The following is a 23,219-nucleotide window of genomic DNA, read 5'->3' as shown; positions in this document are numbered from 1 at the left end:
CCCCACCGCGATAGGCATCACGTGTCATCAGTGACCGGCGTATCCCTGGCCGACGAGACCCCCGGACCCCACGGCAGCGCCCCGCTCAGCGGCGACGGCGCCGGCACCGGCCGCCTCGGCGACCGCCTCTTCGGTGGTGCGGCCAAGGGCGCCGGCATCTTCGTCATCGCCCTCGTGACGCTCGTCGGGGTGTTCCTGCTCTGGCAGGCCATCCCGGCGATCGCGAACGACAAGGCCAGCTTCCTGACCTCGCGCGAGTGGTCGGTCAACGACAGCAACAACCTGCGGTTCGGCATCGTCGAGCTGCTCTGGACCACCGTCACCGCCAGCGCCATCGCGATGCTCATCGCGGTCCCGGTCGGCGTCGCGGTCGCCCTGTTCATCACGCAGTACGCCCCCACCTGGCTGTCGCGGCCCGCGGCCAGCCTGATCGACCTGCTGGCCGCCGTGCCGTCGATCGTGTTCGGCATCTGGGGCCTGCGGACGTTCGGGCCGGTGTTCGAGCCCGTGCAGAACTTCCTGCGCGACCACCTCGGCTGGATCCCGCTGTTCTCCGACGCCAACATCAGCGGCGGCAGCACGATCCTGTTCGTCGGCATCGTGCTGGCGATCATGGTGCTCCCGATCGTCACCGCCCTGTCCCGCGAGGTGTTCGCGCAGACGCCGATCACCCACCGTGAGGGCGCCCTCGCGCTCGGCGCGACCAAGTGGGAGATGATCCGGATCTCCGTCCTCCCGTTCGGGAAGCCCGGCGTGATCAGCGCCGCGATGCTCGGCCTGGGTCGTGCGCTCGGTGAGACGATCGCCGTGACGATCATCCTCTCCACGCTCCCCGACGGGGCGAAGTGGACGTTCTCGCTGCTCAACGGTGGTGAGACGTTCGCGTCACGGATCGCCAACAACGCCGCCGAGTTCGACACCCCGCAGAAGGCAGGGGCGTTCATCGCCGCCGGCCTCGTGCTCTTCATCCTGACCTTTGTCGTCAACGCCATCGCCCGCATCGTGATCGACCGCAGGAAGGCCTTCAGCGAATGACGACCTCCACCACCGCCACGACGTCGGCGACGTCCTCGTCGACCACCCCACCCGCCTCGAGGGGCGGCGCATCGACGGACCTCGGCCACAAGGCCCGCGGCCGGGCCTTCAAGGACCAGCTGGCCCGCGTCGTCATGTGGGGGGCCTTCCTGCTCGCCCTCGTCCCGCTGGTCTGGATCCTCTGGACGGTCGGCTCCAAGGGCTACCACCTGCTCCTCGACGCACAGTGGTGGGGCAACTCCCAGCGCGGCATCACGGCCCGGCGCGAGGGCGGCGGGGCCGTGCACGCGATCCAGGGCACCCTGATCCAGGGCCTCACGACCGCCCTGATCTCGGTCCCGATCGGGATCCTCACCGCGATCTACCTCGTCGAGTACGGGCGGGGGCGGCTCGCCAAGGTCGTGTCGTTCATGGTCGACATCCTCACCGGCGTCCCGTCGATCGTCGCCGGCCTGTTCATCTACGCCCTCTGGGTGACGACGTTCAAGTTCCAGCGGGTCGGCTTCGCGGTCTGCCTCGCGCTCGTGCTGCTGATGATCCCGGTCGTCGTCCGCTCGACCGAGGAGATGCTCAAGCTCGTGCCGAACGAGCTCCGCGAGGCGTCGTACGCGCTCGGGGTGCCGAAGTGGAAGACGATCATGAGGGTCGTCCTGCCGACGGCCTTCTCCGGCATCGTCACGGGCGTCCTGCTCGGCCTGGCCCGCGTGATGGGTGAGACCGCACCCCTGCTCATCCTGGGCCCGTACACGAAGTCGATCGCCAACGACCTCTTCGGTGGGCTGATGCCGACGCTCCCGACGATGATCAACCAGGACCGCACCGAGTCCCTGCCGCCTGCGGTCGACCGCATGTGGGCGGCGGCACTCACCCTGATCCTGCTCGTGCTCCTGCTCAACATCGCCGGCCGGGTGGTCTCGCGCTTCGGCTCGGTCAAGAAGTAGCCGGCCCCGCGCCATACCCCACCGCACGCATCCCCGAACCCGAACTGAACTCCGCAAGCGAAGGACGAATCCCCCTCATGGCCAAGCGAATCGACGTCAGTGACCTGAACGTCTACTACAGCGCGTTCAAGGCTGTCGAAGGCGTGACGATGACCGTGGAACCGCGCTCGGTGACAGCGTTCATCGGACCGTCCGGCTGCGGCAAGTCGACCTTCCTGCGCACGCTCAACCGCATGCACGAGGTGATCCCCGGCGGCCGCGTCGAGGGCAAGGTCATGCTCGACGACCAGGACCTCTACGACTCGGGCGTCGACCCGGTGGCCGTGCGCCGCACGGTCGGCATGGTGTTCCAGCGGCCGAACCCGTTCCCCACGATGTCCATCTACGACAACGTCGCAGCCGGCCTGAAGCTCAACGGCGTCAAGGGCAAGAAGAAGCTCGACGAGGTCGTCGAGAAGTCGCTGCAGGGCGCCAACCTCTGGAACGAGGTCAAGGACCGCCTGAGCAAGCCGGGTGCCGGTCTCTCCGGTGGGCAGCAGCAGCGCCTGTGCATCGCCCGCGCGATCGCCGTCGAGCCGCAGGTGCTGCTCATGGACGAGCCCTGCTCGGCCCTCGACCCGATCTCGACGCTGGCCATCGAGGACCTGATCGGCGAGCTGAAGAGCAAGTACACGATCGTCATCGTCACCCACAACATGCAGCAGGCAGCCCGCGTCTCGGACCGCACCGCGTTCTTCAACCTCGCGGCGACCGGCAAGCCGGGCAAGCTGATCGAGATCGACGACACCCAGCGGATCTTCAACAACCCCGGCGTGAAGGCCACGGAGGACTACATCTCCGGTCGCTTCGGCTGAGCCTCTACTCGTCGGGGGTGGCGGTGCCGGGCGCGCGCTCGGACCCGCCGTCGGACGAGTCGGTCTCGAAGACCGGCGCCCCGCCGGAGCACCGGGCATGCACCTCGGACTCCTGCTCGCCCCCGGTGCGCCGGAACTGGACCTCGATCTCGGCCGCCGAGCGGCTCAGCTCGTAGGACCAGCCGTTCCTCGGGGTGGCGAAGCGCAGCGTCAGGGTGGTCCCCCGGCAGCTGACCCCGACCGATCCACCGGTGACGCTGACGGAGTCGTCCACCGCCTGCGGGCGGACCGGCGAGGAGGCGGAGGGCTTGGGGGTCGGTCGCGGGGTGGGCGACGGATGCGGGGTGGCGCGAGGTCGGGTGGCAGCCGGGCTCGACACCGTGGACCGCGGCGCGGGGGCAGAGTGGCTCGGTGTGGTCCGGGCCGGTCGCGAGGTCGACGGGTGTCCTCCAGCCGACGACGTGGGCGGCGACGTGCTCAACGGGACCGACGACGTCGCCGACACGGTGCCCTCGGTCACGTCCGTCGTGGTCGTGCCGGGGCCGGCCTGGGTGAGCTCGGGCCGGGCACCGTCGGTGAGGTAGGCCCCACGACCCGCGCGGTCGATGACGATCCATGCCACCGTCGAGGTGCTCGCCACGATGGCCAGCCACAGGGCGACGGCGGCCACCACGGTGCCGGTACGACGGCTCATCGGGACCTCCGTTCCACCCGGTCGCAGGGCCCACCCGGATCACGCTCATCGGCCTCGGGCGCGACGGCCCGTGCCGTAACGTTATCGCCGTGGCCCGCCTCCTGGTCGTCGAGGACGATGGTGGCATCCGCACGGCCCTCGTGCGTGCGCTCCACGACCGCGGGCACTCGGTCAGCTCCTGCTCCACCGGCATGGCCGGCCTCCAGGAAGCCCTCGACCACCAGCCCGACCTGGTCGTCCTCGACCTGGGCCTGCCCGACGTGGACGGGCTGACCCTGCTGTCGATGCTGCGCGGGGTGAGCCAGGTGCCGGTCATCGTCGTGACGGCTCGTGAGGAGGACGCGGCCCTCGTGCGCGCCCTCGACGCCGGGGCCGACGACTACGTGACCAAGCCCTTCGGCTCGGACCAGCTGGAGGCCCGCATCCGCGCGGTCCTGCGACGGACGAGCAGCGGCGCCCCGGCTGCGGGACCCCTCGAGGTGGGCGAGCTGGTCGTCGACCCCACCACGCGCCAGGCCACCCTGCGAGGCGACGCGCTGGACCTGTCGCGCAAGGAGTTCGACCTCCTCCTGCTGCTGGCCCAGCGGGCCGGCGAGGTCGTGAGCCGCCGGGAGATCCTCAGCGAGGTGTGGCAGCAGGCGTATGGCGGGGGCGACCGGACGCTCGACGTCCACCTGTCGTGGTTGCGCCGCAAGCTCGGCGAGACGGCTGCTCATCCGCGGTACCTGCGCAGCGTCCGTGGCGTGGGGCTGCGCCTCGCCGCGCCGGACCGGGACTGACGGTGCGTCGACGGATCAGCCTCCTCGTGGCCGCGACGTCCTCGGCCATCATCGTGGCCTTCATCATCCCCATGTGCCTGCTCGTCCGGACGCTCGCCGAGGACCGGGCGACCGCGACCGCCCAGCAGCAGGCCCAGGGCGTGGCGGTCATCGTGTCGAGCGTCGCCTCGACCAGCGACATCGGCGTGGCCGTCAGCCAGGTCGCCCAAGGCCGCGGGTACCACACGACCGTGGTCCTCCCGACGGGCCAGACCGTCGGGTCCACCCCGTCGCCGGCGCAGTCGGCCCTGGTCGAGAAGGCCCGGCAAGGGGGTTCGGCGTTCACCGACCGCTCCGCCACCGGCGCAGCTGTCCTGGTCCCCATCGCCCTGGACCAGGGCACCGCCGTCGTGCTCACCACGGTGACGGCCGAGGCGATGCACCGCGGGGTGACGATGGCCTGGCTCAGCATCGGCACGCTCGGGCTGGTGCTGCTCGCCCTGGCCCTGCTCATCGCCCGACGGCTTGCCGAACGCATCGCGACACCCGTCACCGACCTCGCGCGGGTGGCGCACCTGCTCCGGACCGGCGACATGGACGCCCGCGTCGAACCGGCCGGGCCGCAGGAGGTGCAGGAGGTCGGCACCGCCTTCAACCAGCTCGCCGAGCGGATCGACGACCTGCTCGCCGCCGAGCGGGAGGTCGTGGCGGACCTGTCCCACCGCCTGCGCACGCCGGTCACCGCGCTGCGGCTGGACAGCGAGTCGGTCCAGGATCCGGAGACGGCCGAACGCCTCCGCGGCCACGTGGACCAGCTCCAGCGCACCGTGGACGCCGTGGTGCTCGAGGCCCGCAGACCCGTGCGCTCCGCGATGCGTGGCGAGTGCGACGCGGTGGCCGTGGCCGCGGACCGGGTGCGCTTCTGGGAACCGCTGGCGAGCGACGAGGGACGCAGCATCAGGTTCGAGGCACCCCCCGGGCCGCTGCAGGTCGACCTTGCCGCGGTCGACCTGCGCGACCTGCTGGACAACCTCCTCGACAACGTCTTCGCCCACACGCCGGACGGCGCAGACGTCGTCGTGACCGTGCGCCCGGTCCCGGCGGACGGTGGCACCGGACGGGTCGAGGTGAGCGTCGCCGACTCCGGTCCCGGGTTCGGCGACCAGGAGGACCCGACCCGACGGGGTCACAGCGGCAGCGGTTCGACGGGGCTGGGCCTGGACATCGTGCGACGCATCGCGCGGACGTCGGGTGGGAACGCGACGCTGGGACGCACCGAGGACGGCGGCGCGCTGGTCACCGTCGACCTCGGTCGGGCCCACTGAGGTCAGTCGTCGCCGGGCTCGCCGGCGTCGTCGCCGTGGTCGTCGCCGGGCTCGCTCGCGCCGCCGTCGTCCTCGTGGTCGGCGTCCTCGTGCTCGACCTCCACCGCGTCCTCGGGTTCGGCGTCCTCGTGGTGCGCGGCCGTCGCGGCAGGGCGCGGCGTCGCCGCCACCGTGGAGTGGTGGCTGGCGCCGGAAGCGGCGTGCGCGGCGGCCGGGGCCGGAGCGGCGGCTCGGACCGCCTGCCGCACCGCGGCCGGGGCGGGGGCCTTGGCCACCAGGACCTTGGTGACCACCTTGTGCGTCACGCAGGCACCGTGCTCGAGCTTCGCCGGCTTGGCGCAGGGGGCGAGGCTGACCACCGGGGCCGGCGTCACGACCGCCACGGCGGGGACGGGCTGCGGCTTCGCCGTGACCTGCTTCGGGGCGTCGACCCCGGCGGCAGCGGTGTAGAAACCGACGGCGGCCACGAGCCCGGCGGCGAGGCCGACCGACACGGCGAGGGGGCGGCTGACAGACATGGGGGAGGTCCTCCGGGGGCAGGCAACGGGTGGTGCTGACGGGAGCAGAGTGCCCGGCGCCGGCTCAAGACCAACTCGTCTGGAGGTTAAGACCTCCTCAAGTCCGGGCAAGGATGACGAATGCGGGACCTAAGCCATGAGGTTCTCTTAGGGCACTCCTGAGGACGACTTGGGGCACGTGCGGTCAGGCTGGGTCGACGCCCGACCGTCCTCCCACCCCCTGCCGGAGAACTCCCCATGCCCCGTCCGCCCCTGACCACCCGCCACCGCGACCGGTACCGCGCGCTCGTCGTGCTCATCACCGGCGCGGCCGCGGCCTGCTCCGTCGCCGCCGTCGGCGCCGCCTCGGGCGCCGCCGCGCACGCCAGCGAGCAGAAGCAGGCAGCCAAGGCGGCCAGGGCCGCCGCCGCCCGCGCGGCATACGACCGCGCCGTCCGGGCCCAGCAGCTCGCCGCGCAGGCCCAGGCCGCCCTGACCCCCCGGGTCATCGTCAAGCAGCGCCCCGCCCGGACCGTCGTGACCACGAAGGTCGTCCACGTGGCGGCCGCGCCCGGCACCGCCCGCGTGGGAGGAGGCACCGCCGTGGTCCAGCAGCGCGGCACGCGCACCACCGTGCAGTCGGCGCCGCAGGCGGCCGCCGCGCCCCGCGCAGCCGCTGCACCCCGAGCCGCCCCCCCGGCTCCCGCTCCCGCACCAGCACCTCCGCCCCCGCCCCCGCCGGTCGTCACCGCGGGGTCCTGAGGTGCCGCCGGTGACCGCTCCCGACGTCGGCGTGAGCACGTGGTCAGCCCTGGGCACCACCGTCGAGCTCCACGTGGCGGACCCCGCCGAGCTGGCCCGCGCCACCACGCGCGCCCGGGACGTCCTCGACGAGGTGGACGCGTCGTGCAGCCGTTTCCGGGCCGACTCCGACCTGGTCCGCGCCAACCGGCGACCGGGGCGGTGGACGCCCGTGTCCCCGGTGCTCGTGGGGGCGGTGCGCATCGCCCTCGAGGCCGCGCACGAGACGGCGGGCCGGGTGGACCCCTCCCTGGGCGAGGCCATGGAGGCCGCCGGCTACGACCGCACCTTCGACCTGCTGTCCCGTGCCACCGACCTCCCGACCGCCCTTCCCGGAGTCGTGCGCCCCGGTGCGTGGCGGGAGATCGGGGTTCGTCCCGATGCCGTCCTCGTGCCGCACGGCGCGCGGCTCGACCTCGGCGCAACGGGCAAGGCGTATGCCGCGGACCTCGTGGCCGCGGACCTCGCCACCACCCTGGGTGCGCCGGCCGCCATCAGCGTCGGCGGTGACGTGAGGGTGACCGACGCCCCGCACCACACCTCGCTCCACGGCCGGTACCGCTGGCCGGTCGTGGTCGGGGAGACCCGGACCGACCTCGCCGACCACCCCGACGACACGGTGAGCCTGCTCCTCGAGTCCGGCGGCGTCGCGACGTCCACCGTCCGCGCGCGGCGCTGGATGCGCGGTGGCCGCGAGTGGCACCACGTCCTCGACCCGGCGAACGGCCTCCCCGTCGCCGGTCCCTGGCGGTCCGTGACCGCGCTGGGCCACACGTGCACCGCGGCCAACACCGCGACGACGGCGGCGCTCGTGCTGGGCGACGCGGCCCCCGCGTGGCTCGAGCAGCGCGGTGTCGCCGCGCTGCTCGTCGACGAGCAGGGCGAACGCCATCCCACGAGTGCCTGGCGTGCCAGCGCGGAAGACGACTCGGCCGACCTGGCTGCCCCCCGACGAGGGGGTGGCCGGTGACGAGCCCGCTGCTCTGGTACCTCAACCGCGGCACGGGCCTGGTCCTGCTGGCGGTGTTCACCCTGACGGTCGTCCTCGGCGTGTTGTCCACGGGGCAGGGCGGCAGGGTCTGGCCGCGGTTCGCCACCCAGTCCACCCACCGCGGGCTGAGCCTGCTGACGACCCTCCTGCTGCTCGCGCACGCCGTCACCGCCGTCGTCGACGAGTTCGTCGACATCCGCTGGTGGCAGGCCCTGCTGCCGTTCGGGGGCACCTACCGCCCGCTCTACCTGGGCCTGGGCACGCTCGCCCTCGACCTCACCCTGGCCGTCGGCGCCACGAGCCTGCTGAAGCAGCGCCTCGGTGAACGCGCCTGGCGGGCGGTCCACCTGATGTCCTACCTCGCCTGGACCGCGGCGGTCGTCCACACCCTCGGGATCGGCACCGACGCCTCGACGTCGCTCGGCCGACCCGTGGTGCTCGTGTGCGTCGGCGCCCTCCTCGCCGCCGTCGTGCTGCGGCTCGCGATCCTCCAGCGCGCGGCGAGGACGACGTGACCGCCGTCGGCGTGCCCCGCCGCGCCGTCCCCGGCACCGTCGGTCCGCTCCCGGGTGAGACCGGCCGCGACGTCCCGGTGACCGACGTGAAGGTCCTGCGGGGCCCGCGCCTGCTCGCCACCGTGGCCGACGACCCATCCCTGGCGACGCACCGTGAACGCTTCGGTCCCCTGCCCACGTTGACCCTCCAGGCCGTTCTCGAGCTCGCCCGCGACGTCGACGTGCGAGGCCGTGGCGGAGCGGGTTTCCCCCTCGCCACGAAGCTCGCCGCCGCCGGCCGTGGTCGGCGCCCACTGGTCGTGGTCAACGCGGCCGAGGGTGAGCCGCGCAGCGCCAAGGACTCGGCGCTCGCCGTGGTCGCGCCCCACCGCGTGCTCGACGGTGCGGTCCTCGCCGCGCGAGCGCTGTGCACCAAGGAGATCCACGTGGTGACCCCTCGCGAGCGCCCCACCACGGGCGACGCCCTGGGCGCGGCGATCGCCGAGCGCGTCGCCGACGGCGAACGCCTCCGGTGGCGCAGCCACCTCGCCGCACCGGGATTCGTCAGCGGTCAGGCCCGTGCGGTCATCGAGCTCCTGTCGGGTCGTCCCGGCCTGCCGGTCACCGCCTGGCAGCCGGAGGCGGTGAGCGGCTACCGCGGGCGTCCGACGCTGCTCTCCAACGCCGAGACCTACGCGCAGCTCGCCTCCCTCGTCCACCTCGGCGCGACCGGGTATGCCGCGCTGGGCCTCCCCGAGGAGCCCGGCACCGTCCTGCTCACCGTCACGGACGGGGTGGGCACCAGGGTGGTCGAGGTCGCCACGGGCACCCCGTGGGACGCCGTGCTCTCCGTCGAGCAGCTCGACCGCCCCGTGCTGCTCGGCGGCTACCACGGCACCTGGTCGGCGCCGGGACAGCTGCAGGGCCAGCGGGTCAGCAGGGCGGCCATGAAGGACGCCGGACTCGCGCTCGGTGCCGGGGTCGTCATCGTGCCGGACCCCGGCGAGTGCCCGGTGCAGACCACCGCGGAGATCACGACCTACCTCGCCGCGTCGACCGCAGGCCGGTGCGGTCCCTGCTTCAACGGCCTGCCGGCCATGAGCCTGACCCTGGGCCACCTGGCCTCGCGCTCCGGCCACGTCCACGACACCGGTCGCCTCATCGACCTGGCCGAGGCCGTAGAGCGCCGTGGTGCGTGCGCTCACCCGGACGGCACCGCCCGACTGGTGCGGTCGCTGCTCACCGCCTGCCCGGACGAGGTCGCGCGCCACGCCGACGGCCGCTGCGGGTACGACCGATGAGCGGCTCGGGGCTGCGCCGCCTCAAGGTGGACTGGCCGGCCTGCCGCGCCAGGGGGTTGTGCGCCGAGCTGCTGCCCGAGGCCGTCTCACTGGACGAGTGGGGCTACCCCGTCGTCACGGCGGACGTCACCCCGGAGCAGGTGGCACTCGCCCAGGAGGCGGTCCTCTCGTGCCCCCACGTCGCCCTGCGGCTGGTGGCCGTACCCGAGCCGCCGCTCTGACCCACGAGCCCTCCACGGGCCCACGCGCCTGCCCGTCAGGACCGGTCGGCAGTGACCCGGCGACCTCGGGTCACATGAACAGGTTGATGGCCCAGAAGCTCAGGGCCGCCACGATGCCGGCGCCGGGGAAGGTCAGCACCCACGCACCGATGATGTTGCCGGCGACGCCCCACCGCACCGCGGAGAGGCGCTTCGTCGCGCCCACACCCATGATCGCCGAGGTGATCGTGTGGGTCGTGGAGATCGGGGCACCGAAGGTGATGCCGGCGACGTAGAGGATCGAGGCAGCCGTGGTCTCGGCGGCGAAACCCTGCGGCGGGTCGAGGTGGATGATGCGGCGGCCGAGCGTGCGCATGATGCGCCACCCACCGGCATACGTGCCGGCACTGATGACGAGGGCGCTGAGGATGAGCACCCACAGCGGCACCTTCTCGCCGTCGTAGTGGCCACCGACCGTGAGGGCGAGGACGACGACACCGGCGGTCTTGGCCGCGTCCTGGAAGCCGTGGCCCAGGGCCATGGCCGCAGCCGAGGCGGTCTGCGCGTAGCGGAAGCCGCGCGAGACCTTGCCGGGCTGGGCACGACGGAAGAGCCAGAGGATCGCGGTCATCACCAGGTATCCGGCGATCACGCCGACGATCGGCGACAGGACCATCGGGACGACGACCTTCTCGAGGATGCCCGTCCACTTGACCGTGGCACTCGCCGCGAGGGCCGCACCACCGAGGCCGCCGATGAGGGCGTGCGACGAGGAGGACGGCAGGCCGTACCACCAGGTCAGCAGGTTCCAGCCGATGGCGCCGATGAGCGCGGCGGCACAGATCGCGAGGCCCTCGTTGCCCTGGGGCGCCTCGATGATGCCCTTGCCGATCGTCGCGGCGACACCACCGAAGAAGTAGACCGTGACCCCGCCGACCATGTTGGCGACCGCGGCCATGGCCAGGGCCACCCGCGGCGTGAGGGCGCGCGTCGAGACCGAGGTCGCGATCGCGTTCGCCGCGTCGTGGAAACCGTTGGTGTAGTTGAACCCCATCGCCAGGACGATGACGATTCCTACAGGAAGCCAATCCATGGGAGGACTCAGGACTCCTTGACCGCGATGCTCTCGACCTTGTGCGCGACGGTCTCGAAGGCGTCGGCGGCGGCCTCGAGCTCCTCGATGACCTCCTTGAGCTTCATGATCGTGATCGCGTCGGTGCCGTACTCGCCGTTGAACAGCGCCGCGAGCAGGCCGCGGTAGATCTGGTCGGCCTGGTTCTCGAGGCGGTTGATCTCGATCCAGTACTCCGAGAGGTCCTTCATCGAGCGCAGCCGCGGCATCGCCTCGGCGGTCAGCTCGGACATCCGCGAGAGGACCTCGACCTGGTCGGAGACGCCGGCGGGGAGGTCACCGATGCGGTACAGCACGATCAGGTCGACCGCCGCGTCCATGAGGTCCATGCAGTCGTCCAGCGTGGACGCCAGGCCGTGGATGTCCTCACGGTCGAACGGCGTGATGAACGAGCTGTTCACCTTGCGGATGATCTCGTGCGTCGCCTCGTCGGCGGCGTGCTCGATCTCGCGCATCCGCGCGGCCACGGTCTCGCGCTCGTCGTGGGCCACACCGAGGATGGTGGTGAGCTCACGGGAGCCGTCGATCAGGTAGGCGGCGGACCTGGCGAACAGGTCGTAGAAGCTGTTCTCCTGCGGGGTGAGGCGGAAGCCCACGGTTCTCTCCGGTCAGGCGGGGGGATGGCCGGGGACGATGCTACGGGCTACCCGCCTGCAAAGTGCAACCCGACGGGTACCTGGCGTTCACCGGGCGTTCAGCGACTCAGGCGTTCTGCCGCTTCCAGCTGCGGTGGGACCGGTCGGCGGCGGAGTCGGTGTCGACGCACTGACCTCGCTCGATCCCGAGCGCCCGGTCGATCTCGTCGTCCGTGAGGGGCCGCTCGCTCGCGGACGCAGCCACGACCAGATCACCGACCAGCTCGATCTCGTCCTGGAGCGCGTCGTCGGTGAGCTCTGCACCGGCGTGCGGGTCCGTGGTCATGGCAAAACGCTAACGGAGTCCGGAGACGACCCGGACATTAGTTTGCGATGTCTTGACCCGCGCACGGTGCGAACCACCCATCTGGGTCATGTCCCGACCATACGGACTAGTCACTTTCTTCTATGTCGGATGATGGACCCATGCCGCACGAGGTCGACGGCGCCCGGACGGGCGAGCCGCCACAGGTCGAGGACCGGGGATCGTTCAGCCACGCCGTGTGCCGGGTGTGCGGGTGGAGCGGTCCCGGGCGGCGGTCCCGCCAGGTGTCGCGTCGCGACGCGGAGCAGCACGTGGGCGACTGCGCAGGAGCCTTGCCGCAGGGCTGAGGTCATGTGCGCCGGGCCGGGAGCGCCTCACGGCACGAGGCCGCTCGTAGCGGCTTAATTTGGGACCCGGGGCTACCGCGGCCCGGCGCACACCACACCATAACCCCGCACCCCGGCGGTCTGTTCCCCCGTTCGGCTCCTTGTGGAGAACCAGAGTTCGGGTGGCGTCACCGCTCCAGACAGGGGTATGGCGCAGGGCCGGGTCGGCCAGCGCGCGCGCCGGTCAGCGCAGCTCGCCGGCCCGCCAGAGGGCTGCACACGCCTCGAGGTCACCGGCGGTCGAGAGCATCGAGGCGGCCCGCTGGGTCTGCACCCCGGCGGCCTCGCGGTCCTGCACGTCGGTGGTGTGCGCGCGATCCGCACGACCCGCGGCGACGACGCGGCAGAAGGCCGCAGCCCGTTGCAGTGCAACGGCGAAGTCCCCCTCGAAGACCCCCCGGAGGATGGCGTCGGTGAGCTCTCGCAGCTCGGTCGGGCCGGGTGGTTCGGCGACCCCCGCGACGACGTGGTTGACGTCGGTGAACCGCACGCCTGCCGAGTAGTCGGAGGCCGCGTCCTCCGGCGTCCGGCGCACCCACTCACGCAGGGCGTAGAGCCGCCACAGCGCGCCAGGGAGGCTCCGCGCAGGGCGGTCGGCCCAGAGCTCGGCCACGGTCGACAGGCCGAGGTCGTCGACGAGGGAGACGAGCCGCGCGGTCACGGCGGGGTCGGTCGAGGCACGGCCCGTCCCGACGAGGACGGCGGCCGTCTCGTGGGCGATCTCGGTCACCTGGGCGGGGTCGGGGACGGTGCCGCCCTGCGACTCCATGGCCGCAGGGCTGAAGAAGGCGGGACGGCGGGGGCCGGGACGGCCGCTGGGCTCGTTTCTCATCGGGACCAGTGTCCCAGCAGGAGCCGACGTCCGCTCGGGGCGCGGCCCCTCAGCCGAACAGGTCGTCGAGGAAGGACTTCTTGCGTCGGCCGTGGCCGTACCCCTGCTGGCCGCCGTACCCGTGGCCCGGGACCTTCGAGGTCTGGCGGTACGGCGCCCGCTGACCCTGCACCGGAGGCTGCTGCCACGCCCCCTGCTGCTGGGGTGGCTGCTGGGCGTACTGCTGCCCCTGCGGCGGCGCGGGCTGGTGCCAGGCGTTCTCGGCCGCGACGAGGGTCTCGAGCTCGCCGCGGTCGAGGAACAGCCCTCCGCACCCCGTGCACTGGTCGACGTGGACACGGTTGCGCTCGTACGAACGCATCTCGGAGGTGCACTTGGGACAGGTCAGGGTGCTCATGGTCAGCCAACGGACCGACCGGGGCCGGGGTTCCGCCGCGACCCGTCGGGTGCGGATGATGACCCGCGCACCCCTCCAACCCCGCGGCATACGCCATGGTGGGGTCATGACCGACTCGACGACGAGCCCGTCCAACTCCCTGCGCGGCCGGCCACGGGCCGGTCGCGTCGCCACGACGGTCGTGTCGACGGCCCTGCTGGTGGTGGGCGTGGCGGGGTTCGCGTTCTTCGGCTTCCTCGCGTGGTTCGGGTTGTGCGGGGTCTCGGGGTGCTCGGGCGGCGGGTTCGGCCGGTCGACGGACCCCGGGGTCACCCAGCTGATGCTGCTCCTTGCCGGCGCCTGCCTGTTCGTCACCTTGCTCGTGCGAGCAGCGTTGCGGCGCAACGCGCGCAGCGCAGTCCTCGCCCTCGTCACGGCGCTCGTGGGGACGGTCGTGCTCGGTGCGGCGATCGGGTCCGACTGGCACGGCTGCCCGCGATCGATCTCGCACGCGACCTGCCTGGAGGAGAGCCGCTGAGCTCAGTCCGGGCCGGCGGCGACCCGAGGTGAGAGGCCGACCCACGCCAGGTCGGTGAGCGTCGCCACGAACGCCTCCTCGCTCATCGTGGGCCGGTCGAGCCAGCGGTTCGTCGCGAGCTGGACCATGCCGACGATGGCGTAGGCGACGGTCTCCGCGTCGTCGGTCGGCTCGTCCTGACGTGTGGCGACGAGGATGCCGACGGCGCCGGCGATGGCTGCCTCGACACTGCCGACGAAGTCGCCGCCCTCGCCGAGGTCGTTGTGCGCCATGGCGTAGCGGTAGAGGTCGCGCTCCTCGCGCACGAGGGCGACGTACGCCCCGATGGCCGCGCGCAGCAGGTCACGGTCGTCGCCGTGGACCCGGGCGAGCTCGCCGGTGATGCGTGGGATGAGGATCTCCGTCGCCACCTGCTCCAGGACCGCCCGGTGCAGGTCGTCCTTGTCGCGGAAGTGGCGGTAGAGCACCGGCTTGGTGACCTTCGCCTGGCGGCACACGTCGTCGAGGCTGATGTGCGGCCCGACCGCCCGGATCGCGGCGATGGCCGCGTCGACGAACTCGCGGCGGCGCTCCTCGCGGTGGGTCCGCCAGCGCTCGCGGCGACCGTCGGGGCGGTCCGCGGGCGGTGCGGGCGGACTCTTGACATCTCCGGACTTCACGCTAACCATGGTAACTGTTACTGACGGTTACACCTATGGAGTCACCATGACCACCGTGAACACCGCACCCCCCAGCTCTCGCCAGGACGCCGCCGACCGACTCGCACGCATCCAGCCCCGCCACGACCGCGACACCACCGCCCGGCGCCTGCTCGCCTCGGCCGCCAAGCACTCGTACGACCCGCAGGTCGACATCGACTGGACCGAACCCCTGGGGCAGGGCCTGTACGGCCTCAGCCCCGAGTGGTCCTCGCTCTACGGCACCCCCCTGTGGGACGGCCTCGACGAGGACCGGAGGATCACGCTCACCGAGCACGAGTTCTGCTCCGTCTCGGGCGTGGGGATCTGGTTCGAGATGATCCTCATGCAGATGATCCTGCGCGACGTCTACGACCAGGACCCGGCGACTCCGCACGTGCAGTTCGCCCTCACCGAGATCGCGGACGAGTGCCGCCACTCGATCATGTTCGCCCGGACCGCGGAGAAGTACGGTGCCCCGTCGTACCGCCCCGAGCACCGGTCGCACCAGCTGGGCCGGCTGTTCAAGACGCTCGCGCACGGCCCCGACCTGTTCGCCTCGATCCTCGTCGCCGAGGAGGTGCTCGACATCTTCCAGCGCGAGCTCATCGCCGACGAGCGCGTCCAACCCCTGACCCGTGCGGTCAGCCGGATCCACGTCATCGAGGAGGCCCGGCACATGCGGTTCGCCCGCGAGGAGATCGCGCGGCGTGCTGCCGACATGTCCCGGGCCCAGCGCGGCCAGCAGCGCCTGGTCCTCGGGATCGTCGCGAACGTCATCATTGACAACCTCGTCCACCGGGACGTGTATGCCGCGGCCGGCCTCGACCCCGACGAGGCGGTCGCCGTCGCTCGAGCCAACGACCACTACGGCGACAAGCTCCGGGCGAGCGCGGAGAACCTCACGACGTTCCTCGCCGACGCCGGTCTGATCGGAGGTCCGTCCGCCCGGCTGTGGCGGCGCGCCCGGCTGCTGTGAACGGCCACCATCCGCACGGGTAGGTCCCTGCGGGCGAGCGGCTGGTCACGGCATACCTTTTGGGGTTTTTGTCCTCGTCCGTTCAGATCATTCTGGTGCCGGACCCCTGCAGGTGTGCGGCGTCCGGACCGATGGGCAGACAACGTTGTCACAGTGGCATGAGTCGCACGGGCACCGAACGAGGTTGGAAGGCAGGTCATGGCAGTAGCTCTGGTCGTCGAGAACGACGAGGACATCCGGCACCTGGTGTCCATCTCTGCCTCCAAGGCGGGTCTCGACCCGGTCGCCACGGACAGCGGCGAGCAGGCGATGTCGCTGATCGGCGAGGGCCTGACGCCGGACGTCGTCGTCGTGGACGTGCGGATGCCCGGCCTCAGCGGCCTGGACGTCGTGCGAGCCATGCGCGCCCACCGCCACCTCGAGGGCACCCCCGTCGTCATGCTCACGGCCATGGCCCGTCCCGAGGACCGCCAGGACGGCCTCGACGCCGGCGCGGACGAGTACATCCTGAAGCCGTTCAGCCCCCGGGCCCTCACGACGGTGCTTCGCGACCTCGTCGCCCGCGCCACCCCGACGACCACCTGACGACGCGCGGGGGACGGCGGCCCGCCTCCGCTCCCCTCGGACGAACGGCTGGGATTCGGGCAATTCGTCACATCTCGGCGGATGGTGTGGCTAGCGTCCGGACCGTGCGCTCACCTCGAAGGTCCCCGGTCCCGCTCCTGGCAGGGGTCGCCCTGCTCGCCGCCGTCGCGGCGATCAGCCCCGGGACGGCCTCCGCTGCCGTCCCCGCCGCCGTCGACACGGCCGCGCCCGTGCTGGTCTACCAGACCCACAACGGGAACGTCGTCAACCTCGCCAACGGCAGCAAGGAGGTCGTGGTGACGGCCCTCGTCACCGACGCCACCGGCGCCAGAACCCCCACGGCCGGCTTCCGAGCGGTGAACGGTGCCGACACCGCCGGTTTCGGACCGATGGTCCTGGTCTCGGGCACGCCCAAGAACGGGAAGTACGAGCGCCGCATCACCGTTCCCAGCACCACCCCCAAGACTTGGTTCGTCGTGGTGGACCCGCTCGAGGACACCTTGGGCAACACGGAGACCGCCTCGCACCAGGACTCGACGACCATGACCGTCTACAACAGCTCGGTCCCGTCGGTCCCGACCGCACCGCCGGGAGTGTGGATCGCCGCCGTCGGCGACGGCATGGTTGCGATCCGGTGCAACGGCGCCCCCTTCAACGGCGGCTCGCCAGTCACCTCGTTCCGCATCACCGCCTCCCCGGGCGGACAGACCATGACCGCCTCGACGTGCTCGTGGCTGTTCAAGGGACTCACCAACGGGGTGACCTACACGTTCACGATCGCGGCCACCAACAGTCGTGGCACCAGCGAGGAGTCCCAGCCCAGCGCACCGGCCACTCCGAAGTTCGCGCTGTCGCGGACGCCCGCCCCCGTCATCAGCGGGGCGGTCGAGGTGGGCTCCACGCTGACCGCCACCCCGGGGAGCTGGCAGCCGGCACCCGTGACGCTGACCTACCGCTGGTACAGGGTCTCGTCCTCCGGGATGGCCAGTCCCCTCAACGGGGCAGTGCGCCCGAAGTACGTCATCACGTCAGCAGACCGGGGCTTCAAGCTCTCCGTCACCGTCACCGGCTCCAAGGACGGATATCCCTCTGTCGCCCGGGGATCCGAGGCGACCACTCCGGTCCCGGGCATCCTCTTCGCCACCCCCACCCCGGTCGTGACCGGTGCGCGCAAGGTCGGGTCGACCCTGACGGCGAACCCCGGCACCTGGGAACCCGCTCCCGTGACGCTGGCCTACCGCTGGTACCGCGTGGCCTCGACGGGTAGATCCTCGGCCATCCCCTGGGCGACCCGCGCGACCTACGCCACCGTGGCCAAGGACGCCGGCTACCGGTTGAAGGTCGTGGTCACCGGCTCGAAGCCCGACTACCCGTCGGTCAGCCGCACCTCGGTCACCACCGGCGCCATCGCCCGATAGCCTGTGGCCGCCGGGTGCCCGGGCGAGATCTCCCGCGAGGAGCCGCGTCCTGCCCCCGGGGCCTCTAGCTCAATTGGCAGAGCTGCGGACTTTTAATCCGTAGGTTGTGGGTTCGAGCCCCACGGGGCCCACCTGACGTGCTGTTCGGCTTCACCTGCCGGTCGACGGTGTTTTCGGTTGGTCCCTGACACCACCATCCCGCTACCGGCAGCCGGGAGCTCCCGGTCGTCAGCGTTCCGCTGGAACACGACCTCCTCCCCGTGGGCGCGGAAGACCGCCCGGCTTGCGGACTCGAGGGTCAGGCGTCCTTGCTGGTACGGGTCGTCCCAGCCGGGTGGCGCTGACCCACCTTCCCCGGTGGACAGGGGTTCCTGGGCCGTCCACCAGTGGCCGCCGATGCGCGCGTGCTCGACCCCGCAGTGGGTGAGCGCGTAGAAGGTCACCGTCTCGCCGGCGGGAGGCATGGTCTCCGAGTAGGCCGCCAGCACCTCCCGGTCCGGCAGTCCCCCGGAACCACCGCACGAGGACACCAGAGCCACGAGCACTCCTGCCAGCACCACGTTCGACATCCCCGACACAGCCACTCGCCTCACCCCGCCCGTCAGTATCGGGGCGCACCCACGGGGTGCGCGAGGGTTCGTCGCGGACAGGACTCGAATCGTGATCCCCGAAGGAACCGGACCCGACGAGAAATCTCGGCCGAACCGTCAGAGGATGTCGAGGACGCCGCCGCAGCCTCGTCCTCGGGGTGACCGTGCACCGCGCGACCGCGCAACCGCACACGAGAACGGAGGAGCCCCCATGACCCGCTACCTGCTCGCGGTCGACTTCCAGTCCGGCCCAGAGGACACCCCGATGGAGCAGTGGCAGCCCGAGGAGGTCACCGCCCACCTCGACTACTACCGCGCCCTGAACGCCGAGCTCGAGGCTTCCGGTGAGCTGGTCGACCACACGATCCTCACCGGACCCGACCTCGCCAAGGTCGTCACGTCCGACGGCACCCGGTCGGTGGTCACGGACGGCCCGTTCCAGGAGATCAAGGAGTGGGTCGCCGGCTTCCAGATCGTCGACGTGGAGACCGAGGAGCGCGCCCTCGAGATCGCCGCCCGCGTGTCCGCGGTGCCCGGTCGCGGCGGGGTCCCCACCCAGCAGCCCATCCAGGTGCGCCGCGTCATGGACGAGGGCCCGGCCGATGCCGCGGCGATGGACGACTTCCTCGCGACCGTGACCCACGACCACCACTGAGCCGGCGTGACCGACGCCGATCACGAGGTCGAGGACCTGCTGCGCACCCTGGCGCCGCAGGTCCTTGGTGCCCTCGCGCGCCGCACGGGTGACTTCGACGCGTCCGAGGACGCCGTCCAGGAGGCGTTGATCGTCGCGGCGGACCGGTGGCCACGCGACGGCATACCCGAACGTCCGCGCGGGTGGCTCCTGCAGACCGCGCAACGAAAGCTCGTGGACCACTGGCGCAGCGACGACGCGCGGCGGCGGCGCGAGCGCCTCACCACCGCCCGCGAGGAGGTCGGTGGCCCCGAGGTCGTCAACCACGACGACACCCTGACCGTGCTCCTCCTGTGCTGCCACCCCGCCCTCACCCCCGCGTCCGCCATCGCGCTCACGTTGCGTGCCGTCGGTGGCCTGACCACGGCGCAGGTCGCGAGCGCCTTCCTGGTGCCCGAGGCCACGATGGCGCAACGGATCAGCCGGGCGAAGGCAACCATCCGCGCGGCCGGTGCCACCTTCGAGGAACCCGGCGCGGAGGAGCTGCCGCCGCGGGTGCGTTCGGTGCTGCGCGTCCTCTACCTGGTGTTCAACGAGGGGTATGCCGCGAGCAGCGGGGAGGGCGTGCACCGCACCGACCTCACGGACGAGGCGATCCGCCTCACCCGCGCCGCCCACCGGCTCCTTCCCGACGAGCCGGAGGTGACGAGCCTGCTGGCGCTCATGCTGCTCACGGATGCCCGCAGGCCGGCACGCACCACCGCGTCCGGCGACCTGGTGCCCCTCGCAGAGCAGGACCGCCGACTGTGGGACCGGGACAAGATCCGCGAGGGGACGGCACTCCTCGACGGGACCCTGGGTGCGGGAAGGGGGTTCATCGGCGAGTACCAGGTGCAGGCCGCCATCGCGGCCGTCCACGACCGCGCGGAGACAGCAGCCGCCACCGACTGGCCGCAGGTCCTCGCCCTCCAAGAGATGCTCGAGGACCTCACGGCCAACCCGCTGGTGACGCTGAGCCGGGCCGTGGCGACCGCGAACGTCCACGGACCCGAGGCAGGTCTCGCTGTTCTCGACGGCCTCGGGGAACGGCTCGACGGGTCCCACCGGTTCGACGCCGTGCGGGCCCACCTGCTGGAGCTGGCCGGACGTGACGAAGAGGCGGCCGCGGCATACCGAAAGGCGGCCGCGCGCGCCACGAACCTCCAGGAGCAGCGCCACCTCTCGGCCCGGGCGGCGCTCGGCGCGCGCCGAGCGCCGGCACCGCGGCTCGACGGCGTGGCGCACCGCACCGACTGAACGGCGGACCTGCGGAGGGCCCGACCGACCTCGTCAGACGGCGGCTGAACGCACGAGTGCCGCGACCTCGTCGGGATGGGGGAAGACGTTGTTGTGCGAGCCCACGAGGACGTGCGCCCGGCCGCCGGCACCGGCCCTCGCCGCCAGCTCGCCGAGCCATTCGGGAGGAGCGAACGAGTCCGCCTCGCCCGCCGTCGTCGTCAATGGGACGCGCAGGTTCTCCACCCGCTGCTCGGGTCGGTGCCGGAGACCGGACAGGACCATGCGGACCACGTCGGTGCGGACCCGGGCGAGGTTCTTCAGGACGACCAGCTCGGTCGGCGGGTCCTTGCGCCAGGCGGTCAACCCCGCCGGGACGAGGTGGCGCAGGTGCCGCTGGGCAGGGGTGAACGTCGGCCCCGCCATGACCAGGGCGCCCACCCGACCCGTGTGCTGAACCCCCAGCACGACTTCGAGCGCGACCTGCGCGCCGGTCGAGTGACCGAGCACGACCACCGGCCCACCGTCGGTGAGGGAGCCGCCGGTGAGTGAGGCGCCGGTGGCCGAGACGCCGACCAGCTCGGTGAGCCACTGCTGCCCGGCGGTAGACAGACCCGGGATGGTCGGGCGCACGCGTCGGCGGCGTCCGCGGAACGCGAGCGCGTCGAACACCACGACCTGCGCGCCACCTCCCGCCAGGGTGCGGGCCAGGGGCGTGAGGTAGCGCGGCAGGCCCAGGCCGGGGAAGACCACCACGGTCGCCGTCGCCGCCCGCTCCGCCGGGGAGAACCACAGCGACCGCACCGGTCCGGCCTCGAGCTCGTGCCAGCGCACGCCCTCGACGACACCGGGCACCGCCCCAGCTGCAGCCATCTGCCCACCCCCTCTCGCCTCACCCTCGCACAGGGTCGGCGGTGCAGACTGTGCGGGTGAGCAATCTCGAGACGGCCCCCGAGGAAACCGCGTGCACGGACGGCCCACCGGTCGGCGAGGTCGAGGTCCTCGAACCTCGCGACGTTCCTCTCGGCGGCCCGCGGGCGATGACGGTCAGGCGCACCCTGCCCCAGCGGCAGCGGTCGCTCATCGGCGCGTGGTGCTTCGCCGACCACTACGGGCCCGACGACGTCGCGGCGTCCGGCGGCATGGACGTGCCCCCGCACCCGCACACCGGGCTGCAGACGGTCAGCTGGCTCTTCGCCGGCGAGGTCGAACACCGCGACAGCCTCGGCACCCACGCGGTGATCCGCCCGGGCGAGCTCAACCTCATGACCGGTGGGCACGGCATCGCCCACTCGGAGGTCTCCACGCCGGGGACGACGGTCCTGCACGGGGCCCAGCTGTGGGTGGCGCTGCCAGACGCAGATCGCCACGCCCCCAAGGACTTCCAGCACTTCGCCCCGACTCCCGTCCGGCTCGACGGCGCGACGATCTCGGTCTTCCTCGGCAGCCTCGCCGGCCAGACCTCGCCGGTCGTGACCTTCACGCCGCTGCTCGGCGCCGAGGTGGTGCTGGACGCGGGGGCGACGGTCGAGCTCGGTCTCGACGCGGCATACGAGCACGGGGTGCTCGCCGACACGGAGGGGTTCACGGTCGACGGCACCGACCTGGCGCGCAGCGCCCTGGCCTACCTGCCCACGGGAGGCGCCCGCCTGACCCTCACCAACCGCAGTGACGAACCGGCCCGGGCCCTGGTGCTCGGCGGCCCACCGTTCGACGAGGACATCCTCATGTGGTGGAACTTCGTGGGGCGCACCCACGAGGAGATCGTCGAGGCGAGGGAGGAGTGGATGGCGCACTCCGATCGGTTCGGTGAGGTGGAGGGGTATGCCGGCGATGTCCAGCACCTGCCCGCCCCCGCATTGCCCGCGGTGCGGATCCGCCCGCGCCACAACGCTTCCCGCGCCCACCGGGACTCGTGAAGCGAACGACGGCGATCCGGCTCGACGAGACCGCCGGGATCCTGCTGACGGTCGGCCTGTTGGCCCTGCTCGTCTTCGCGGGCTATGCGTTCGTCCCCCGCACCAAAGCCCTGTCGGCCGACTGGTCCGCACCGGCCACGGACGGCGACGTCGTGGCAGGGCGGACCCTCGTCAGTGGCGGCAACGCGGCCCTCGACCTGCGCACCGGGAAGTCGGTCCGGCTGGGCTCGGTGGTGGGCGGCGACGCCGCCTACGCCGACGGTCGCCTCGTCGTGGTCAAGGGTGAGCGCGTGGACTCGGTGCGGCTGGACGGCTCGGCCCGCTGGACCTGGCGGGCCACGACCGGCCACGTCGTCACCCCCCTCGCCGCCTCCGGGGGCAGCACCCTGGTCGCCGACTGCCCGGACGCGCAGCGCCGGACCTGCCGCCTCGTCGGGATCGACGGTGCGGGGAAGCAGGACTGGGAGCAGACCGGCGCCGAGCGCCCCCCGCCCCGGCCGGGGGATCCCTACCACGGGTGCACGCGCAGCGGGTCGACGGGGGCGGGGTGCTGCTGACCGACCCGACAAGCGGACGGACCTCGTTGCAGCCGGGCTCCTCCTTCGTGGCGGTCCCCGACGGGCCCGTCGTCGTCCCCGTGGTGCAGGACGCGCAGTGCGTCGTCTCCCTGTATGCCGAGCTGGACCCCCTGTGGACCCGCGTCCTCGGACCCTGTCCCGGAGGACGGCTCCCGGAGGTCGACGTCCGTGGCGACGGCGTCCACCTCACCTGGCCGGGACGGACCGAACGCCTCGCGACGGCCACCGGTTCGAGCCTGCCGCCGCCGGCCCCGTCCACCGTCCCCGGAGCCCTCGCCGCCGCGGGGACGGTGGTGGCGACCCGCCGGGTCCACTCCCTCCGCGACCGGGTCATCCTGCCCTGGCAGGATCGCAACGGGCTCGAGCTGCGCGATGCGGCGTCGGGGGACGTGCGCGCCCGGCTGGTGACCGACGAACCGGTCGCCCTCCTGCTGCTCGAACCCCGGGCTGTCGTCGTCCGCGAGGGCGACCGCATCGTCCGCTACGACGTCGACGACTGACCGGTCCGA

Annotated in this window: 28 protein-coding genes and 1 tRNA gene; 20 read left to right on the top strand and 9 right to left on the bottom strand. The window is 72.3% G+C overall.

Features of this window, described 5'->3' with window-relative positions; translation table 11 throughout:
- Positions 1-21 precede the first annotated feature (21 nt).
- The 3 genes from pstC (at position 22) to pstB (ending at position 2,830) form a co-directional block, all read left to right on the top strand.
- Positions 22-1,035, top strand: a complete 1,014-nt coding sequence (pstC, locus tag ASD62_RS13180) for a phosphate ABC transporter permease subunit PstC (RefSeq protein WP_056916352.1) — start codon at positions 22-24, stop codon at positions 1,033-1,035.
- Positions 1,032-1,976, top strand: coding sequence for a phosphate ABC transporter permease PstA (gene pstA / locus ASD62_RS13175; protein ID WP_056916351.1), 945 nt, complete (start codon positions 1,032-1,034; stop codon positions 1,974-1,976). The genes pstC and pstA overlap by 4 nt, the downstream gene beginning before the upstream one ends.
- A 77-nt stretch (positions 1,977-2,053) precedes the next feature.
- The gene (gene pstB, locus ASD62_RS13170; RefSeq protein WP_056916350.1) at positions 2,054-2,830 is read left to right on the top strand and encodes a phosphate ABC transporter ATP-binding protein PstB; all 777 of its coding nucleotides are present in this window, start codon (positions 2,054-2,056) and stop codon (positions 2,828-2,830) included.
- 4 nt (positions 2,831-2,834) lie between these two features.
- On the opposite strand, the gene ASD62_RS20150 is transcribed toward pstB, so the two are convergent.
- Positions 2,835-3,524: a hypothetical protein gene (locus tag ASD62_RS20150; RefSeq protein ID WP_056916349.1), complete on the bottom strand. Its 690-nt coding sequence runs from the start codon at positions 3,522-3,524 to the stop codon at positions 2,835-2,837.
- Positions 3,525-3,613: 89 nt separating this feature from the next.
- On the opposite strand from ASD62_RS20150, the gene ASD62_RS13160 reads away from it, so the two are divergent.
- Both ASD62_RS13160 and ASD62_RS13155 read left to right on the top strand, forming a co-directional pair.
- Positions 3,614-4,303 carry a response regulator transcription factor gene (locus tag ASD62_RS13160; protein ID WP_056916348.1) on the top strand — a complete coding sequence of 230 codons (690 nt, stop codon included), beginning with the start codon at positions 3,614-3,616 and terminating at the stop codon, positions 4,301-4,303.
- Positions 4,304-4,305: 2 nt separating this feature from the next.
- Positions 4,306-5,607: a sensor histidine kinase KdpD gene (locus ASD62_RS13155; RefSeq protein ID WP_056916347.1), complete on the top strand. Its 1,302-nt coding sequence runs from the start codon at positions 4,306-4,308 to the stop codon at positions 5,605-5,607.
- Between the two features lie 2 nt (positions 5,608-5,609).
- Here the strand turns inward: ASD62_RS13155 and ASD62_RS13150 are convergent, their stop codons facing one another.
- Complete coding sequence (locus tag ASD62_RS13150) at positions 5,610-6,125, bottom strand: hypothetical protein (RefSeq protein ID WP_056916346.1); 516 nt, start codon at positions 6,123-6,125, stop codon at positions 5,610-5,612.
- Positions 6,126-6,362: 237 nt separating this feature from the next.
- Here ASD62_RS13150 and ASD62_RS13145 point away from each other — a divergent pair, with 237 nt between their 5' ends.
- The 5 genes from ASD62_RS13145 to ASD62_RS13125 are packed head-to-tail and all read left to right on the top strand — an operon-like array spanning position 6,363 to position 9,912.
- Complete coding sequence (locus tag ASD62_RS13145; protein ID WP_056916345.1) at positions 6,363-6,866, top strand: hypothetical protein; 504 nt, start codon at positions 6,363-6,365, stop codon at positions 6,864-6,866.
- Positions 6,867-6,876: 10 nt separating this feature from the next.
- Positions 6,877-7,875, top strand: a complete 999-nt coding sequence (locus tag ASD62_RS13140) for an FAD:protein FMN transferase (RefSeq protein WP_056916344.1) — start codon at positions 6,877-6,879, stop codon at positions 7,873-7,875.
- Positions 7,872-8,411, top strand: coding sequence for a ferric reductase-like transmembrane domain-containing protein (locus ASD62_RS13135; protein WP_056916343.1), 540 nt, complete (start codon positions 7,872-7,874; stop codon positions 8,409-8,411). The genes ASD62_RS13140 and ASD62_RS13135 overlap by 4 nt, the downstream gene beginning before the upstream one ends.
- Positions 8,408-9,691: an NADH-ubiquinone oxidoreductase-F iron-sulfur binding region domain-containing protein gene (locus tag ASD62_RS13130; RefSeq protein WP_056916342.1), complete on the top strand. Its 1,284-nt coding sequence runs from the start codon at positions 8,408-8,410 to the stop codon at positions 9,689-9,691. Before ASD62_RS13135 ends, ASD62_RS13130 begins: the two co-directional genes overlap by 4 nt.
- Positions 9,688-9,912, top strand: coding sequence for a ferredoxin (locus tag ASD62_RS13125; RefSeq protein WP_056916341.1), 225 nt, complete (start codon positions 9,688-9,690; stop codon positions 9,910-9,912). The genes ASD62_RS13130 and ASD62_RS13125 overlap by 4 nt, the downstream gene beginning before the upstream one ends.
- A gap of 70 nt (positions 9,913-9,982) precedes the next feature.
- On the opposite strand, the gene ASD62_RS13120 is transcribed toward ASD62_RS13125, so the two are convergent.
- The 5 genes from ASD62_RS13120 to ASD62_RS13095 all read right to left on the bottom strand — a co-directional run bounded on the left by ASD62_RS13120 (position 9,983) and on the right by ASD62_RS13095 (position 13,538).
- Positions 9,983-10,984: an inorganic phosphate transporter gene (locus tag ASD62_RS13120; RefSeq protein ID WP_056916340.1), complete on the bottom strand. Its 1,002-nt coding sequence runs from the start codon at positions 10,982-10,984 to the stop codon at positions 9,983-9,985.
- Between the two features lie 8 nt (positions 10,985-10,992).
- The gene (locus tag ASD62_RS13115; RefSeq protein WP_056916339.1) at positions 10,993-11,619 is read right to left on the bottom strand and encodes a DUF47 domain-containing protein; all 627 of its coding nucleotides are present in this window, start codon (positions 11,617-11,619) and stop codon (positions 10,993-10,995) included.
- A gap of 106 nt (positions 11,620-11,725) precedes the next feature.
- Positions 11,726-11,944: a hypothetical protein gene (locus ASD62_RS13110; RefSeq protein WP_056916338.1), complete on the bottom strand. Its 219-nt coding sequence runs from the start codon at positions 11,942-11,944 to the stop codon at positions 11,726-11,728.
- Positions 11,945-12,493: 549 nt separating this feature from the next.
- Positions 12,494-13,141, bottom strand: a complete 648-nt coding sequence (locus ASD62_RS13100; RefSeq protein WP_056916336.1) for a hypothetical protein — start codon at positions 13,139-13,141, stop codon at positions 12,494-12,496.
- A gap of 49 nt (positions 13,142-13,190) precedes the next feature.
- Positions 13,191-13,538 (bottom strand): zf-TFIIB domain-containing protein, encoded by a 348-nt coding sequence (locus tag ASD62_RS13095; protein WP_082581009.1) that lies wholly within the window; start codon positions 13,536-13,538, stop codon positions 13,191-13,193.
- 106 nt (positions 13,539-13,644) lie between these two features.
- On the opposite strand from ASD62_RS13095, the gene ASD62_RS13090 reads away from it, so the two are divergent.
- On the top strand, positions 13,645-14,055 hold the full coding sequence (locus ASD62_RS13090; protein ID WP_056916334.1) for a hypothetical protein: 411 nt from the start codon (positions 13,645-13,647) through the stop codon (positions 14,053-14,055).
- Positions 14,056-14,057: 2 nt separating this feature from the next.
- Here ASD62_RS13090 and ASD62_RS13085 read toward each other — a convergent pair whose 3' ends face one another.
- On the bottom strand, positions 14,058-14,714 hold the full coding sequence (locus ASD62_RS13085; RefSeq protein WP_056916333.1) for a TetR/AcrR family transcriptional regulator: 657 nt from the start codon (positions 14,712-14,714) through the stop codon (positions 14,058-14,060).
- Positions 14,715-14,769: 55 nt separating this feature from the next.
- Here ASD62_RS13085 and ASD62_RS13080 point away from each other — a divergent pair, with 55 nt between their 5' ends.
- The 6 genes from ASD62_RS13080 to ASD62_RS13055 all read left to right on the top strand — a co-directional run bounded on the left by ASD62_RS13080 (position 14,770) and on the right by ASD62_RS13055 (position 20,234).
- The gene (locus tag ASD62_RS13080; protein ID WP_235530698.1) at positions 14,770-15,711 is read left to right on the top strand and encodes a diiron oxygenase; all 942 of its coding nucleotides are present in this window, start codon (positions 14,770-14,772) and stop codon (positions 15,709-15,711) included.
- Positions 15,712-15,909: 198 nt separating this feature from the next.
- On the top strand, positions 15,910-16,296 hold the full coding sequence (locus tag ASD62_RS13075; RefSeq protein ID WP_056916332.1) for a response regulator transcription factor: 387 nt from the start codon (positions 15,910-15,912) through the stop codon (positions 16,294-16,296).
- Positions 16,297-16,400: 104 nt separating this feature from the next.
- Positions 16,401-17,714: a hypothetical protein gene (locus ASD62_RS13070; RefSeq protein WP_056916331.1), complete on the top strand. Its 1,314-nt coding sequence runs from the start codon at positions 16,401-16,403 to the stop codon at positions 17,712-17,714.
- Between the two features lie 58 nt (positions 17,715-17,772).
- A tRNA-Lys gene (locus ASD62_RS13065) sits at positions 17,773-17,845 on the top strand.
- A 670-nt stretch (positions 17,846-18,515) separates the two neighbouring features.
- Positions 18,516-18,959, top strand: a complete 444-nt coding sequence (locus tag ASD62_RS13060; protein WP_056916330.1) for a YciI family protein — start codon at positions 18,516-18,518, stop codon at positions 18,957-18,959.
- Between the two features lie 6 nt (positions 18,960-18,965).
- Complete coding sequence (locus ASD62_RS13055; RefSeq protein ID WP_056916329.1) at positions 18,966-20,234, top strand: RNA polymerase sigma factor; 1,269 nt, start codon at positions 18,966-18,968, stop codon at positions 20,232-20,234.
- A gap of 33 nt (positions 20,235-20,267) precedes the next feature.
- Here the strand turns inward: ASD62_RS13055 and ASD62_RS13050 are convergent, their stop codons facing one another.
- Positions 20,268-21,086, bottom strand: a complete 819-nt coding sequence (locus ASD62_RS13050; protein WP_056916328.1) for an alpha/beta fold hydrolase — start codon at positions 21,084-21,086, stop codon at positions 20,268-20,270.
- Between the two features lie 56 nt (positions 21,087-21,142).
- Here ASD62_RS13050 and ASD62_RS13045 point away from each other — a divergent pair, with 56 nt between their 5' ends.
- Genes ASD62_RS13045 through ASD62_RS13035 form a run of 3 tightly spaced genes read left to right on the top strand, consistent with a single transcriptional unit; the run spans position 21,143 to position 23,210 of the window.
- Positions 21,143-22,132: a pirin family protein gene (locus ASD62_RS13045; protein ID WP_056917381.1), complete on the top strand. Its 990-nt coding sequence runs from the start codon at positions 21,143-21,145 to the stop codon at positions 22,130-22,132.
- Positions 22,129-22,689 (top strand): hypothetical protein, encoded by a 561-nt coding sequence (locus tag ASD62_RS13040; protein ID WP_056916327.1) that lies wholly within the window; start codon positions 22,129-22,131, stop codon positions 22,687-22,689. The genes ASD62_RS13045 and ASD62_RS13040 overlap by 4 nt, the downstream gene beginning before the upstream one ends.
- Positions 22,680-23,210, top strand: coding sequence for a hypothetical protein (locus tag ASD62_RS13035; RefSeq protein ID WP_157581461.1), 531 nt, complete (start codon positions 22,680-22,682; stop codon positions 23,208-23,210). The genes ASD62_RS13040 and ASD62_RS13035 overlap by 10 nt, the downstream gene beginning before the upstream one ends.
- The last annotated feature ends 9 nt before the right edge of the window (positions 23,211-23,219 follow it).

This window comes from Phycicoccus sp. Root563, from assembly GCF_001427915.1.
In the GTDB taxonomy this organism is placed as follows: domain Bacteria; phylum Actinomycetota; class Actinomycetes; order Actinomycetales; family Dermatophilaceae; genus Pedococcus.
This window is presented reverse-complemented; position numbering and strand designations above follow the sequence as displayed.